Annotated in this window: 12 protein-coding genes and 1 pseudogene; 4 read left to right on the top strand and 9 right to left on the bottom strand. The window is 71.8% G+C overall.

The window, feature by feature from the left end; genetic code table 11:
* Window positions 1-16: 16 nt before the first annotated feature.
* The 6 genes from AC5677_RS00340 to AC5677_RS00365 form a co-directional block, all read right to left on the bottom strand.
* Window positions 17-2,662, bottom strand: a complete 2,646-nt coding sequence (locus tag AC5677_RS00340) for an FtsX-like permease family protein (RefSeq protein WP_497192952.1) — start codon at window positions 2,660-2,662, stop codon at window positions 17-19.
* Entirely contained in the window at window positions 2,659-3,435 is a 777-nt protein-coding gene (locus AC5677_RS00345; RefSeq protein ID WP_497192953.1) for an ABC transporter ATP-binding protein, read from the bottom strand. Before AC5677_RS00345 ends, AC5677_RS00340 begins: the two co-directional genes overlap by 4 nt.
* Window positions 3,435-4,097, bottom strand: a complete 663-nt coding sequence (locus AC5677_RS00350; RefSeq protein WP_497192954.1) for an ABC transporter ATP-binding protein — start codon at window positions 4,095-4,097, stop codon at window positions 3,435-3,437. The genes AC5677_RS00345 and AC5677_RS00350 overlap by 1 nt, the downstream gene beginning before the upstream one ends.
* Window positions 4,097-4,726: a hypothetical protein gene (locus AC5677_RS00355; RefSeq protein WP_497192955.1), complete on the bottom strand. Its 630-nt coding sequence runs from the start codon at window positions 4,724-4,726 to the stop codon at window positions 4,097-4,099. The genes AC5677_RS00350 and AC5677_RS00355 overlap by 1 nt, the downstream gene beginning before the upstream one ends.
* Window positions 4,727-5,087: 361 nt before the next feature.
* Window positions 5,088-6,473, bottom strand: a complete 1,386-nt coding sequence (locus AC5677_RS00360; protein WP_497192956.1) for a sensor histidine kinase — start codon at window positions 6,471-6,473, stop codon at window positions 5,088-5,090.
* Window positions 6,474-6,554: 81 nt separating this feature from the next.
* Complete coding sequence (locus AC5677_RS00365; protein WP_497192957.1) at window positions 6,555-7,232, bottom strand: response regulator transcription factor; 678 nt, start codon at window positions 7,230-7,232, stop codon at window positions 6,555-6,557.
* A 235-nt stretch (window positions 7,233-7,467) separates the two neighbouring features.
* On the opposite strand from AC5677_RS00365, the gene AC5677_RS00370 reads away from it, so the two are divergent.
* The 4 genes and pseudogenes from AC5677_RS00370 to AC5677_RS00385 all read left to right on the top strand — a co-directional run bounded on the left by AC5677_RS00370 (window position 7,468) and on the right by AC5677_RS00385 (window position 11,478).
* The gene (locus AC5677_RS00370; RefSeq protein ID WP_497192958.1) at window positions 7,468-8,679 is read left to right on the top strand and encodes an AbrB family transcriptional regulator; all 1,212 of its coding nucleotides are present in this window, start codon (window positions 7,468-7,470) and stop codon (window positions 8,677-8,679) included.
* A gap of 114 nt (window positions 8,680-8,793) precedes the next feature.
* Window positions 8,794-9,276, top strand: coding sequence for a hypothetical protein (locus AC5677_RS00375; RefSeq protein WP_497192959.1), 483 nt, complete (start codon window positions 8,794-8,796; stop codon window positions 9,274-9,276).
* Window positions 9,277-9,735: 459 nt separating this feature from the next.
* Window positions 9,736-9,984, top strand: coding sequence for a transposase family protein (locus AC5677_RS00380; protein ID WP_497192960.1), 249 nt, complete (start codon window positions 9,736-9,738; stop codon window positions 9,982-9,984).
* A 513-nt stretch (window positions 9,985-10,497) separates the two neighbouring features.
* A pseudogene (locus AC5677_RS00385) lies at window positions 10,498-11,478 on the top strand (class I SAM-dependent methyltransferase).
* Here the strand turns inward: AC5677_RS00385 and AC5677_RS00390 are convergent.
* The 3 genes from AC5677_RS00390 to AC5677_RS00400 form a co-directional block, all read right to left on the bottom strand.
* On the bottom strand, window positions 11,396-11,989 hold the full coding sequence (locus tag AC5677_RS00390) for a hypothetical protein (RefSeq protein ID WP_497192961.1): 594 nt from the start codon (window positions 11,987-11,989) through the stop codon (window positions 11,396-11,398). The pseudogene AC5677_RS00385 and the gene AC5677_RS00390 sit on opposite strands and share 83 nt — an antisense overlap.
* On the bottom strand, window positions 11,986-13,305 hold the full coding sequence (locus tag AC5677_RS00395) for a hypothetical protein (RefSeq protein WP_497192962.1): 1,320 nt from the start codon (window positions 13,303-13,305) through the stop codon (window positions 11,986-11,988). The genes AC5677_RS00390 and AC5677_RS00395 overlap by 4 nt, the downstream gene beginning before the upstream one ends.
* Before the next feature lie 67 nt (window positions 13,306-13,372).
* Window positions 13,373-14,185, bottom strand: a complete 813-nt coding sequence (locus AC5677_RS00400) for an ATP-binding cassette domain-containing protein (RefSeq protein ID WP_497192963.1) — start codon at window positions 14,183-14,185, stop codon at window positions 13,373-13,375.
* Window positions 14,186-14,233: the final 48 nt, after the last annotated feature.

Genomic DNA, 14,233 nt, shown 5'->3' on the forward strand with positions numbered 1-14,233 from the left:
CGCTCCGTCCGGACGGTCACAGCTCGCGCAGCTCCCTCAGCGGTGGCCGCCGGGCGTGGCGCACCGCGGCCACGGCCGCCACGGCAAGGGCCGTTGCGACGGCCGCGGCGAGGACGCCCAGGTAGCCCCACGGCACGGCGAGGGCGGCCGGCGGCGGGTCGAAGACGCCGGACAGGACCTTGACCAGCACCTCGGACAGCGACCAGCCGAGCAGAACCCCGCCGGCCGCGCCCGCCACCGCCACCAGTCCTGCCTCGCTCCACACGAACCCGGACAGCTGCCGTCCCCGTGCGCCCAGCACGGCGGCCAGAGCCAGGGTCCGACGCCGCTCGGTGAGGCCGAGGGCCAGTACCAGACCGCCCGCCGCCGCGCCGAGGACCAGGGCGAAGCCCAGTTCCACGCGGGTGAGGCCGCCGAGGTCCACGGCGGTGAGGCTGGAACCTGCGAGGGTGCGGGCCGAGGGGAGGTCGGTGACCTGAGTGGCGGGACCGAGCACGGACCGGACTCGGCGGGCCACCGCGCGTTGCCCGCTGCCACCGGTGTCGGCCAGCAGGGTGCTGACCGCGCCGCTCCCGGTCGCCCGGGCAACGTAGGAGGCGTTGGCCACCAGGAAGCTGTCCTTGGGGGCGGTCGGAAACTCCTTGACTACGCCGGCATAGCGGAACTCCACGGGCCGCAGCCGGTGGGTGCGAGCGTCCTGGAGGCGCAGCCGGAGGTGGTCGCCCGGGTGGAGCTGGAAGTCGTGGGCGGTCTCGGCGCTGACGAGGATTCCGTCGGGCTGCCGCTGGAGCCGGTCCATCAACTGCCGCGCGGTGCCGCCGGAGAAGTAGGCGTCCTGCAGCCGACCCGCTCCGACGACCGTGGACGGCCGGACTCCGTAGAGGTCCTGGAGATCCGGGCCGACGTAGGCGAAGCGGTGCTGCAGCGGCTCCACGCTGCGTACTCCGGGCAGCGCCGCCACCCGTGCCGCGTCGGCCGCACCCGCGGTGGATCCGGGGGACTCCGTCACGGTGACGTCCGCGCCGTTGGTGAGCACCGCGTCGACCCCGGCCTGTTGGCGATAGGTGGAGTTGAACACGGCGGTCGATGCGGCGAAGGCGACGGCCAGTGCGAGCAGCACCACGGCCCGCAGCACAGTGCCCCGCTGCCGGGACAGACTGGCCGCGACCGTACCGGACAGGGCGCCGGTCAGTGGGCGCAGGAGCAGGGCCAGCACCGGCCGCCCGCGCCGCAGCAGCAGGTCCGTCAGCAGCCAGGCCAGCAGCGCCCCGCCGGTCCACAGAAGCGCCGGCCCGGCGAACGCCCAGTAGTCCACCGACAGGGTGGGCGTTCCTTCGGGCGCGAGGACGAGGGCGTAGTTGGTGCGACTGGTGATCCCGAACACCACCAGCGACAGCGACAGCAGCCCGGCGGCCAGCACCCACCACACGGCGCGCGGCACCCGGCGTCGCTCGACCGCCACCCGTCCGGCCACCACGGTGGCGGCCTTGATGTCGCGGCGCGCGGGCAGCAGCACGGTGCCGCCGGCGATCAGCGCGCCGACGGCGAGCGCGGCCAGCGCCCAGCCGGCGGTGAGGCTGCCGGCCGTGCCGAAGGCCGTGCGCCCCAGCAGCGCCGCCACCGCCAGGCCCCCCGCCCCGCCGACGACGGCCACCACCGCGGCCTCCACGGCTGCCAGGGCCAGCAGCCGTCCGGCGGAGGCGCCCCGGGTCCGCAGCAGGGACTGCTCTCTCCGCCGTCGCGCCGCACCCGCTCCGGCGACCGCGGCGGTCAGCGCCCCGGCCAGCACCGCGCCGGGCACGCCGAGGAACAAGAAGAGCATCTGGGCGTACAGGGCATCCGAGCGAGCCGCGTCCAGCACCGCGCCAAGGTTGTCCCCGACCACTCCGGCACCGGCCAGACGCAGGTCGGTGTGGTGGGCGCTGCCGGTCGCGGCCGTGTAGGCAAGGGCCGGGTCATGTGGCAGGGCATGGCTGCGCCGTGCGTGGATCTGCTCGTGCACGAGGTCGGGCCGGGCCTTGCCCAGCGGGTCGAAGGCCGCGTGCCAGCGCGGCTGAGGCAGCAGGACGACGTTGTCCGGGGGCGCGGTCGGCTGGGACTGCGGCGGTGCGCCGACCTTCTGGAACAGCGAATCGGCGTGCGGCAGGTCCACCACACCGTCCACCAGCACCCGGACCGGCGGCAGTCCGGCCCGCCCGACGGCAACCGTGTCGCCGGGAGCCGCATGCAGGTTCGCGGCGGTCTGCTGGGCCAGCAGCACCCCGTCGCCTCGTCCGGCCAGCACCCGGATCTCACCGGGGAACGCCGTACGGTAGCCGGCCGGTACGCCGAGGACGGCGCCCGGCCCGGTGGTCTGGGAGGTGCCGCCCGCGGTGGCGCTCAGACCGCTGGTGGCGGCGTACCCGACGGGCAGCGCCGCCCGGGTGCCCGGCGTGTCCCGCACGGTCGTCAGCACCTGCCGGGCGTCGGCACCGTTGGCCGCCTGCACCTGCCAGTCGACCACGGTCCCGCGTACGGACTGCGCGGTCATGGTGGCGCGGGTGGCGCCGAGGAAGCCGCCGAGCGCCGCCAGCAGGGCCACCGCGGTGGCCACTCCGGCAGCCACCGCGAGCAGTCGTCCGCCGCGCCGGCGCAGCAGGCCGGTCAGCCAGATCCGGATCACGTCCCCTCGCCTCCCGAAGCCCGCCGGGTTGTGGGGCGGGCGGTCGTGTCATCCCCCGTGTCGCCGGTCTCCGGGCGGACCAGCCGGCCATCGGTCATGTACCAGCGGACGCCCAACTCCCGGGCGACCCGCGGGTCATGGGTGGTGACCAGAACGGCGGCGCCCAGCTCCTCGGCCGTGCCGAGCAGGACCGCCAGCACCTGGCGGCCGGTCCCGCGGTCCAGCTGACCGGTCGGTTCGTCGGCCAGGACGAGCCGTGGCCGGCGTGCCAGCACCCGGGCCACGGCGACGCGTTGGGCCTGTCCCGCCGACAGCTCGTCCGGCAGGCGCCGAGCGAGATCGGCCAGCCCGAGACGGGCAAGCGCCTCCTGTGCCCGGTGAACGGCTTCGCTCTCCGGTACGCCGTCGATGCGCAGCGGCAGGGCGACGTTCTCTGCCACGGTGAGCGGGGGCAGCAGGCTCGGCCCCTGGAAGACGACGCCGATCTGCCGGGCCAGGGCGCCCGTGTCCGCGCCGTCGAGGCCGGGGTGGCTCACTTGGCCCGCGGTGGGCCGGTCGAGGCCCGCCATCAGGTGCAGCAGCGTGGACTTACCCGAGCCCGAGGGCCCCACCACCGCGATCCGGGCGCCGGACGGGATGCGGCAGTCCAGGCCGTGGACGGCGACGACGGCGCACGGTCCGCTGCCGTAGGTCCGGGCCACGCCGACGCAGTGGACCAGCGGCGCGTCGGTGTCCTGCCTGCCGGTGGCGACCGGAATTTCCGGCGCGTGCATCACGCCCACCTCCCGTCCCTCAGCCGCAGTACCCGGTCGGCGGCGCCGGCCACGGCACGGCTGTGGGTGACCACGACCACCGCGGTCCCGCCCGCGGCGTGCTCCCGCAGCAGGTCCAGCAGCCGGCGTTCGGTGCCCGCGTCCACCTCGCCGGTCGGCTCGTCGGCGAGCAGCACGTCGGGCGCGTTCGCCAGGGCGATGGCCAGGCCCGCGCGGGCCGCCTCCCCCCCGGACAACTCCCCGGGCAGGGCGCCGGCGCGCCCGCCGATCCCGACCCGCTCCAGGAGCTGGTCCGCTTCCGGGTGAGGGCGGCCCGGCGCCAGCCGCTGCACCAGCACCAGGTTGTCCCGCACGCTGAGGTGATCCAGCAGATTGCCGGACTGGAAGAGCACCCCGATGTGCCGTGCGCGCAGGCCGATCCGCTCGCGTTCGGGGCGGTGGCTCAACCGTTGACCGGCCACCCGCACCGTTCCGCCGTCCGGCTCGTCGAGCCCCGCCAGGCAGTTCAGCAGGGTGGTCTTCCCCGATCCGGACGGCCCGGTCACCGCGACCGTTTCGCCGCGCCCGACCTCCAGTCCGACGCCTTGCAACGCGAACGTTTCCTCCTCGCCGGCCCGGAAGAACCGGTACAGGGAGCGGGCGCTGAGGACGGGCGCCGCCATCAGGACCACCGGAAGGAGTCCGTGACGGTCCGCCAGGGATCGACGTTGTCGGCGCCCACCGCACCGGACAGTGTCAACACCACCTCGCCCCGGCCGGTCTTGTGGAACACGTAGCGCTGGATGTCCAGGGTGACGCGCTTGCCGGTCACCGGGTCGGGAGCGGAGTCGGCGCGGTACTCGGCCAGCACCGCGGTGCCGCCCTTGCGCGGCACCGCGACCACCTTGACCAGCTGGAAGTGGGAGCTCGCGGCGCGCAGAGCCGGAACGTCCCGGGTACGGACGGAGTGCACTGTCGGCACGGTCGCGGCCTGGACGCGGGCCACCCGCACGGTGTTGAACTTGTCGGTGAACACCGTGTCCCGGCCCTGGCTGCTGCGCGCCCACCCTTCCGGGACCTTCACCGAGAATCCGCCGCCGGGCGGCGACCACGCCACGTACACCTGGGAGTCGGGGATGTCCCCGGGCGGGTTGGAGTCGGCGGGCGGCGGCGGTGGCGGGGTGGACAGCGCCGCCGCCGTGACGGGGCGTTGCGGCGGTGCGGCTGCCGTGGACGAGCAGGCCGCTGCTCCGGTCATGGTTCCGGTGACGAGTACGAGACCTGTTGCGGCGGCGGCGAACGGACGACGCATGGTGGACACCTCCCGCAGCGAGGGCGGCGGCGAAGGTCCGCCGCCACGGCGTGCGCCTCTACTCCGACGTTAGGCGCCGCCCGGTCAGGGCCTGCTCAGCGTGGGGTTAGCGCACGGTTAACACCGTGCGCTTGCGAGGTGGGCCGGCGGATGACGTCGCGTTGCGGCTTCCGGCAGGCGGAAAGGCAGGCCGCGGGGCAGGGGGCGATCCGTACTGTCGGCCGTCCCTGCCCGCCGCCGCCCTGAACTCGCGAACGCAGTCGCAGGGACGTGCTGCTGGATGCAGCGCGCCGACCAGCGATCCATTTTCCGCCCACTGGACGTAGGTGCCCCATCCGCCGGGTGAAGCGGGGCCCCGTTGTCAGGTTCTGCCGGGGCCGGAAATGTGCGGCATATCTGTCCGAGGCAGCTTGACGACCAGACGCGCTCCCCCCAGGCCTCCGTCGGCGGGTGCCGGGTCCGCATCGGCGTGGGCTGTGCCGCCGTGGGCGGTGACGACCTTGCCGACGATGGCGAGGCCCAGGCCGGATCCGCCGGCTTCGCGGGATCGGGCTTCGTCGAGGCGGGTGAAGCGTTCGAAGACGCGGCTGCGCTGGTCCGCCGGGATGCCGGTGCCGTCGTCGCTGACGGTGAGTTCGACGGTGTCGCCGCTCGCGGTGAGGGTTACTCGTATCTGCCGTGCGGCATGTCGGCGGGCGTTGTCCAGTAGATTGCGCACCACCCGGCGCAGCGCCTCGGCGTCACCCCGAACGCGGCCTGCCGAGACACCGCGGGCGTCGATGTTCGTCGGCGTCAGGTCTCGCTGGCGGCGTACCTCTGCGAGGACGACCTCGTCGAGATCGGTGAGGGTGTTCGGCCGCCGCGCTGCCGGGTCCTCGCTGCGGGCCAGCGCCAGCAGATCCTCTACCAATCCGTTCAGTCGCAGGGCGTCTTCCAGCAGCTCTGCGGCGACGAGCGGATCGCGTTGCGGGTCGGGGTAGGCAGCCATGACCTCCAGTTGGGAGCGGATCGCGGTGAGCGGGCTGCGCAGTTCGTGAGCCGCGTCAGCGACGAAACGCCGCTGGGCGGCGGATGCCTCGTCCAGCCGGGCAAGCATGTCGTTGAGGGTGACGGCCAGGGCGTGCACCTCGTCCCGGGAGGCGGGAAGGTCGAGCCGGCGGTGCAAATCAGTGGCGCTGATGTAGGTGGCCTGGCGACGTAGCGTTTCGACCGGCCGCAAGGTGCGTCCTGCGGTGCGGTAGATCGTCCAGGCGACCAGGACGGTCAGCGCCGGAGTCCCGACGGCCAGGCCGGTGGCCAGGCTGGAGAGTGTGTATTGGGCCTGGTCCAGGGAGACGGCGGCAACGATGGTGGCTGGGCGGCCGTCGACCGTGGTGGGCGTGCCGGTGACGCGGAAGTCACCGCCGTCGCCGATACCCAGGTCGTGCAGTGTTTCGGCGTGGCCTTTGGTAAGCCTGCGCGGCAGCGGATGCGGCAGGCCGCTGGGGGTTCCGGGCCGCGTCTCGTAGTCAGATCTGGCAAGCACTCGTCCTGCGGAATCCACCACCTCCACCACGTCCGCGTCGCCGCCGTTGGAGGGGATCAGTTCCACCAGCTGGTGGTGCTCGATGAGGGACGCGACGTCGGATACGCGCTGCCGGGCTGTTCCGTCCAGGTTCCTCCACATCGAGTGCTGCAGCCCGAACAGCAAACCGAGGCTGGCGACGATCATGGCGACGGCAACGATGGAAGTGGCCCACAGGGTCACCCGTGACCGCATCGTCAACAGGCTGGTCAGCCGAGGCCGGCGGTCCGGCACCAGGCGGAGGAAGAGTCGGCGCACGCCCGCTCAGCCCCCCTTCCCATTGAGCCGGTATCCGACTCCACGCACCGTCTCGATCGCTGTGCGTCCGTAGGGGGTGTCAATCTTGCGCCGGAGGTATCCGATGTAGACCTCGACGATGTTGGGATCCCCGTCGAACCAGGCGTCCCAGACTTCGCTCAGGAGTTCGCTCTTGCTCACCACGGTGTCAGGGTGGCGCAGCAGGAATTCCAGGAGCCCGAATTCCCGCGGAGTGAGTTCCACGGCGCTCTCCCCGCGCCCGCAGCGGTGGGCGCCGGGGTCCAGCCACAGGTCACCGGCGCTCAGCACCGGGGAACGCTGAGGGGAGCTGCGGCGCAGCAGGGCGCGGATCCGGGCGAGGAGCACGACGAAGGAGAACGGTTTGGTGAGGTAGTCGTCGGCGCCGAGGTCGAGGGCGTCCGCCTCGTCGTACTCGCCGTCTTTGGCCGTCAAGATGAGCACCGGTGTGCTTGTGTCCTCCGCACGCAGCGTCCGACAGACGTCGTAGCCGTTGCAGCCAGGCAGCATCAGGTCCAGCACGATCACGGCGTAGACGTTGTGGCGGGCCAGGATGAGCGCCTTCTCGCCATCCTCGGCGAGATCCACGGCGAACCCCTCGGCGCGCAGTCCCCGTTCCACCGCGGTAGCGATGTGTCGCTCGTCCTCGACTACCAGCACGCGCACCCAAATCTCCTCGCAACGCGATGGGGGCCGACCATAAGGCTGATCACCGGTTTCGAGTCTAGAGGCTTCGCGCCTGGTAACTCGCCTGCTCTCAGCGTTCTCTCAGGATGCCCTCAGCATGCGCTCAGCCGCTCTCAGCCGCAGCTCAGGGGCGTTGCCGCACAGTGGCAGAGCCGATGTCTTGTGGGACGTCCCGTCTCCCGTGACATGCCTCTTGCGAACGAAAGGCGTCCTTGTGGCTCCCACTTCTGCGCTGCAGCGAGAGCACACGCCCTCGCCCGGCACCGCGAAGCTTGCCCCACACCCGACCGAATTCCGAAAATCCCGGCCGGCCCCCGCCGGGCGCTGGGCACTGATTGCCGCCGCGGCGTACGCGACCGGCCTGGCAGCCTCCGCGTTCAGCGTTCCAGCCCCCTACCTGCTGTGTTCTTTGCTGGTCGGCGCCGCGCTGGCGCTGACGGGCGTAGTGCGTGAGCGGTTGCCCGCCCCGGCGAACCGCACGGCTCAAGCTCTCGTAGGCGCACTCATGGGCAGCTACCTCACCTGGCCCGCCCTGACCGCGGCAGCGCCCGTCGCGCTGCCGTTGACCGCGGTAACCGCCGCCACCATCGCGCTAAGCGTCGCCGCCGCCTGGTTCCTCGCACGTGGGGAACGGTTGAGCCGTCCCAGTGCCGTCCTTGGCATGGTGCCGGGCGGTTCAGCAGCGATCGTCACCTGCGCCGACGAGCTCAAAGCCGATGTGCGCATGGTCGCCTTCACCCAATACCTGCGGGTGGGGCTGGTGGCCACCACCGCACCCCTGGCCGCCCATTGGCTGGCATCCGCGTCAGCGGCGGGCTTCCCCGGCAACGCAGGTAGCGGTGGTCAGGGCAGTGGCTTCCTCCCCCTGGTCATGGGATCCGACCAGCTGACCGGCCTGCTCACCCTCGCCGCCGTGTCGGTCGTCGGCGTCCTGGCCGGCCGTCAACTGCGGGTGCCCACACCCGCGCTGATCGGACCCATGCTGGCCGCGCTCGTGGTGACGTTGAGCGGCGCCGTGCCGGGATTCGCCCCAGCCGGCCTGCTCCAGAACCTCGTCTTCGTCTTTGTCGGCCTCGACGTAGGCGTGCGCTTCACCCGGGAGACTCTCCTTCGCGTACGGCGTCTGATGCCATCGATCCTGACGGCCATCGCCGCGGTCTGCACGGGGTGCGCGGGACTGGCGTGGCTCTTCGCCAAGCTCACGGGGACCCCCGTCGTCGACTCCTACCTCGCCACGACCCCCGGCGGGATCAACGCGGTCCTCGCCACGGCGGTCTCCTCGCATGCGGATGTCGCCTTGATCTCGACAGTGCAGAGCCTGCGGCTGCTGATCGTCGTGCTGGTGACCCCGATGATCACACGCTGGTTGACCACAGCCCGGCCCGCGGCAACCGGCCAGAGGGCCGCGAAGCGCGAACAGACCTGACAACTGGCATCCGACCGGGGCCTTGCGGTGTCACGTCCACGCCCACGACCGCTGGATGCCCGGCAGCGTTCCGGCAGTTACCCCACCCCACCCCACCGGAAAGGTCCTAGCACCGTGGCCCCCTCTCAACCGGCTTCGTCCCCGCTCCCCGATGTCGTCGCCCTCACCGCAGCCGCACCGGAGTACGTCTCCTTGGCCGAGCAGCGGTGGGTGGCCCTCGTCGACCATGACGAAGCCAGGCCCGAGGAGTGCGACGTCGTGCACTGGTGGCGCTGGGAGAATGAACTGGTCGGCTACATCCACGACGTACAGAGCGGCCGGATCATCCGGGCCGATCTGCATCCCGGCTTCCTCGGCTACGAGCGCCGTCCCCGAGTCATCACCGCACTCCCGGGCATGGGCTGGATGGCCTGCTACCACCACGACACCCCTACAGGCCCCACCAGCGAGGACCGCCCGGTGCTCGCCTGGCTGGTGTACGACGACGGCACCATCACCCCCCAAGACGTGGATCACGACGGCTTGGTCTACTGCAGCACCGATACCCACGGCTTGTCCCATATCCAGCCGCCGCAAGAACCCCGACCCCCAAGATGAAAACATCGTGACAAGTCCCAGGGCTCACCCTCGTCCAGCCCTCGTGCGAGAGGCATCCGTTGACCACGATCCAGGTACTGCATCGCGGATCAGCGCCGTGGACATCGACACTGCCCACCCCGACGGCTTGCGCGGTCCCGGCCGGCATAACGACTCGGTACGCGGTAGCGCGGGGTCGCGCACACTCCCCCGCGCGCCGCAGCCGCGATGCGACGCCTCCTGCACTCATCCAGGCGCCCCAAGGGAATCCGCCCGTGCGGCCTGCGGCAGTTCGCGGCTTCGGACACCACGCTTCCGCCTTGTTCGAATGTGCGCGTCACACGTCAGGGGCGCTGGGGGTGGGCGGGAGCGGGGAGGTTTCCTGCGGGGTGCTGGTCGATCCAGGTGAGGCCTCCGGTGTCGAGTCGGGTCCGTGTGCGCGTGATGGCGACGTAGGCGAGGCGGGCCGGCGGACGGGTGGTGACACCGCCACACCGCAAGTTCAGGAAGAACGCTCCCGCCTGGTACGAAGAGAGGCACGAGCAGCAGCGCCAGGCACACTCTTCACGGCGCATCCGCGTTGAGCACGGCATCGCACACCTGAAGAACTGGCGGGCTCTTGCCCGCCACCTCGGCCGTCGCGAGCACGTGAGCGACATTGTCCAAGCCGTCGCCGGACTGCTTTCACACCAGCAGACCGCCACCCTCTCCCACAGCGTTCCCACGTGAACACACTCTCGACTCCGCATGCCTCGACGTGAGGGCGCTGTGCTGTGCGTCGAGTTCGCGGACAGCCCGTTCGGCGTCGATCCGCCGTGCGGCCGGAGTGCAGGTGTCCGCGCTCGTCCAGAACGAGTGGGCGAGGACGGCTGCGAAGGGGTCGTGCCAGGTCGTGCGGGGAACTACGGGGAACCCCGGGACCGACGGATCCACTCACCAGGCGCCGACACCCTTCCGCCGCAGGTGAGCCGCGCAACCGGCCTGCTGGTGGGCTCTCTTGGTCAACTTTCGCCGGCTTTCCCGGGGAACCCAGCCCGCTAGTGACCGTGTGTGATCACCGGAAGCGTATCGGCTCCGGGTCCCCGTTCACCCGGCACCACAGCAGGAAACCGGTACGCTCTCAGCGCGAGACGGTTGTCTCTGCGGCTTCGGTGTCCTCGGCCCGGCAGCGCGGGACGGTTCTTGGGGCCGCGGGCCAGGACGAAGAGGAACAGGGCGGCCATGACCGCGACGCCGACCCACATGGCCCGCTGCCAGCCCGTCGACGAAGGACCGCTGGGCGGCGTGGAACACCTGCCGGCTGTGGGCGCCAACGCCCTTGGCCGCTTCCAGGGCGTTGGCGATTCCTTGATTCTCGATCTGGACGCGGAAGTCCCTCGCTGCACACATCGCCGAGATCACGAACTGGCTGTCGCTCGACGTGCCCCCGCGCCAGATCGTGGATCTGGGCTGCGGCACCGGAGCGGGAACCTTCGCCTTCCTGGAGCGTCTGCCCGGGGCGCACGTCACCGCGGTCAACTCCTCGGCCGAACACCTTCAACGCCTGCGGGAAAGGGCATGTGCCCATTGGGAAGCCGAGCGGGTGCGCACCGTGCAGGCCGGCCTCGATGAGGCTGACCGGCCCGACCTCGGCCTTCCGGACCTGGTGTGGGCTTGCGCCCCGATGCACCACATGGCCCACCCCGAACGAACCCTGCGTACGGTCCACGGCCTGCTGACTCCGGGCGGTCTGTTCGCGGTCGTGGAGCCGGCCGGCTTCCCCGCTTCCTGCCCGCGAACGCCCCGGAAGACCGGCCCGGCCTCGAACAGCGCTGCCACGCCGCCGGCGACCGCTTCCACACCGAGCATGTGCCCCACCGCGGCGCCGACTGGGGGCCGATGCTCACCACCGCCGGATTCACCGTCGAGGGCGAGCGCACGATCACCGTGAACATCGAGGGGGCAGGCAACCAGGCCGTCGGCGCCTACGCCCTCAGCAGCCTGCAGCGCCTCCGCCACAGCGCCGCCGCCTGCTACCTGACGACCACCGAACCCCGGGACGGGGGGCTGGTGGGCGGGCTGGTCACGCCGCCGAGGTTGCACTTCCGCAGCGAGAATCCCGGGTCGGCAGGTGACCGCCCGAAGGGCGGGCGCGGGCGGCTCACCGACGGCACCCGCGCTGGGTGTAGGCGGCGACGCCCACGACCGTCAGGAAGGCGGCAACTGTCGTGGAAGTCACGGTGACGGGTTCCTGGACCATCCAGGTCAGCACCTGTCCGCCGACGGAGTTCCGGGGTCCCACCGCCAGCATGAGCAGGGCCCAGCCGATGGAGGGGACCCAGGCCGCGTGGGCCCCGAGGAGCACCGCGTCGAGGGCGGTCAACGCGGTGAGCGCCGCGACGGCCTGTACGAGGCTACCGAAGGACACGGCGTGACCCCGCTGACCGGCAATCAGGTGGACGGCGGTGAGCAGACCGAGGAGGACTCCGCCGAGCAACGTCAGGTGGAGGGCGCGGATCAGCCGCCAGGGGGCGGGTGTGCCGCGTTCCAGCTCCTCGTCCGGGCCGGCGAGAGTGCGGGCGGTGGCGGCGATGCCCAGTACGACGGCGATCAGAGCGACCGTGCGGGCTGTCATCGGATCGTGCGGCAGGTACCCGGCCCAGGTGAGGCCGGCCGCGCCCAGAAAGACCAGTACGGTCGCCGGAATCGCCCGGCTGCGCAGGTGCAGCACGATGCCACGCAGATCCGGATTCATCGGCCCGCTCCCTCACCCGTGACGACGGCCAGCGGGTCGCCGCAGGTCAGTCCGGCCTTCCGGGCGTTCCCGATCCGCTGGTAGCGCTCCTCGGCAGGCAGCGCGCGCAGGGTGTCGTAGGCCTTGCGGGCGAGGGGGCTCAGCTCGTCGGTGGGGGTGCCCAGGAGCAGCGTGGTGATCGCGTCGGAGGCGTCGCGCGCGCGGATCCGTTCCTGCTCTTTGGGGAAACAGTCCATGTCGACAGTGGCGCGCTGGGCCACATTGGCGAGGACCACTGCCGGCTCCCACCGGATGCCGCCTTCCTGGGTCCGGTACGGAAGCTGGACACGGACCGTACCGGGATCCGCGGCGTCGGCCGCCGGCTTGCCGTCGTCGAACATCCAGCTCACCGAGTCCTCATGCACCCGCCTCGGGCCGCCGGGCACGTCGGCGAAGGCGTCGAGCACCTTCTGGGCCGGAGCCATGAGACCCGGCAAGGCGTTGCGGTGCACCTTGGTGACGCAGATCCGGCTGTCTCGCGGTGCGCAGACCAGGGCGGTGGCCTGCGGGTCGGGGACGATCGCACCCAGTGGCGCCAGCAGCGTTCCGACGGTCAGCCCGGCCACGGCCGGCGTCAGGGCCAGCATCCGGGCGCGCGCGGTGGTCGCAACGGCCAGCAGCACGCCGGTGACACCGAGGGCGGCAAACCAGATGCCCTGGGCCACGGACAGCGAGGGCAGTACCCGGTGGAAGTCGTCCGTCACCGGCAGCATCGGCAGCACGGTGTCCACCAGACGGTTGGCCGGCCGGCCCTCCCGCATCTGGCTGATCGTCAAGATCAGGAACAGCAGCACCGCGCCCAGTGGCGCCGCTACCGGCGCCGACGCCACACGTCCGACACCCAACCCGAGCAGGGTGACGGCGATGGCGGCGAGCAGTCCCACCGCAAGGCCCAGCGGCCACTCACCGTCGCTATAGGTCGTGTGCCCGGTGACCAGCACCACGGCCCACCCGACCACCGCCGCCATGGCGAGCACCACCGTGCCGACGATCACCAGGAAGGCGGGCAGCAGCCGAACCGGGCGCGGCCGTGGCGTGGCGGCGAACAGCTCGCAGACCTCACTGCGCCGCTCCCGCCCGCCGTGCCAGATCGCGGCGGCGAACGCCACCGGCAGCCCGATCCAGGCGGTCCCCCGCATCGAGTAGACCAGCGGTGTCCAACTGGCCGCCCACTCCTGGACATCCATCCAGAGGAAGACGCGGGTCAGGGCGGCCAGTACCAGGAACAGCAGCAGGGCGATCGAGCGCTTGGCCTCCAGGCGCACCATGCGGAACATCACAGCCTCCAGTAGTCGGGTGGATCAGGACATGCGGGGGTGTCGGAAGGTGATCGGGCCGCGCCGACTATCCCCCGACGCCGGCCTTCCCCTCGCGGTGCCGGCGCAGGAGAGCGGAGTAGCCTCGCTCGATCTCACTGTCGCCCGGGTCGGCGTCGGTGCCTGCGGCACGGAGTTGGTCGACGTGGCCCGTGAAGACCGTGGTGCCCTCGTCCATCAGCACGACGCTGGCACACGCGGCGCCGACGTCCTCGACCAGGTGAGTGGAGACCAGGACGCAGGACTGTGCGCCGATGTCGCGCAGCAGAGCGCGGAACTCCATGCGCTGGGCGGGGTCCAGGCCGACCGTGGGCTCGTCGAGCAGCAGGATGTCGGGGTCGTTGACGATCGCCTGGGCGATGCCGGCCCGGCGCAGCATGCCGCCGGAGAGCGACCCCATCCGGTCATCGGCCCGGCCGGTCAGGTCGACCCGGTCGATGGCGTGCTGCACCGCGTCGGCGGCCCTGCGGCGGGGCACTTCCTTGAGCCAGGCCATGTACTCGAGGAACTCGCGCACCGTGAAGCGCCGGTAGTGCCCGAACGCTTGCGGCAGGTAGCCCAGTCGGCGGCGGAGTTCGCGCAGTTCGCCACGGCTGCGATGGGCGCTGCCCAGGAGCTCCAAGTCGCCGCTGTGCGGGGTCAGGACGGTGGCGAGCGTACGGATCAGGGTGGTCTTGCCCGCCCCGTTGGGGCCGAGCAGGCCGTGCACGCCGGTGCCCAGTTTCACATCGATCCCGTCGACCGCGGTGCGGCGGCCCCGCCGCACGGTCAGCGCGTGCGCCTGGATGTGATGGGCGTAGCGGGTGGGGGCTATCTCACTCGCGGTACCGGTTCTGGGCATGGTCGTGTCTCCTCGCTGTGCGGGTGCTGGGCGGTGCGGGTGAAGGGC

The sequence above is a fragment of the Streptomyces sp. JLSY215 genome, assembly GCF_059682825.1.

Excerpts from the sequence above, each read along its gene's own strand:
- AC5677_RS00345 (WP_497192953.1), bottom strand. The coding sequence starts at position 3,435 with ATGCACGCGCCGGAAATTCCGGTCGCCACCGGCAGGCAGGACACCGAC.
- AC5677_RS00350 (WP_497192954.1), bottom strand. The coding sequence starts at position 4,097 with ATGGCGGCGCCCGTCCTCAGCGCCCGCTCCCTGTACCGGTTCTTCCGG.
- AC5677_RS00355 (WP_497192955.1), bottom strand. The coding sequence starts at position 4,726 with ATGCGTCGTCCGTTCGCCGCCGCCGCAACAGGTCTCGTACTCGTCACC.
- AC5677_RS00390 (WP_497192961.1), bottom strand. The coding sequence starts at position 11,989 with ATGAATCCGGATCTGCGTGGCATCGTGCTGCACCTGCGCAGCCGGGCG.
- AC5677_RS00395 (WP_497192962.1), bottom strand. The coding sequence starts at position 13,305 with ATGTTCCGCATGGTGCGCCTGGAGGCCAAGCGCTCGATCGCCCTGCTG.
- AC5677_RS00400 (WP_497192963.1), bottom strand. The coding sequence starts at position 14,185 with ATGCCCAGAACCGGTACCGCGAGTGAGATAGCCCCCACCCGCTACGCC.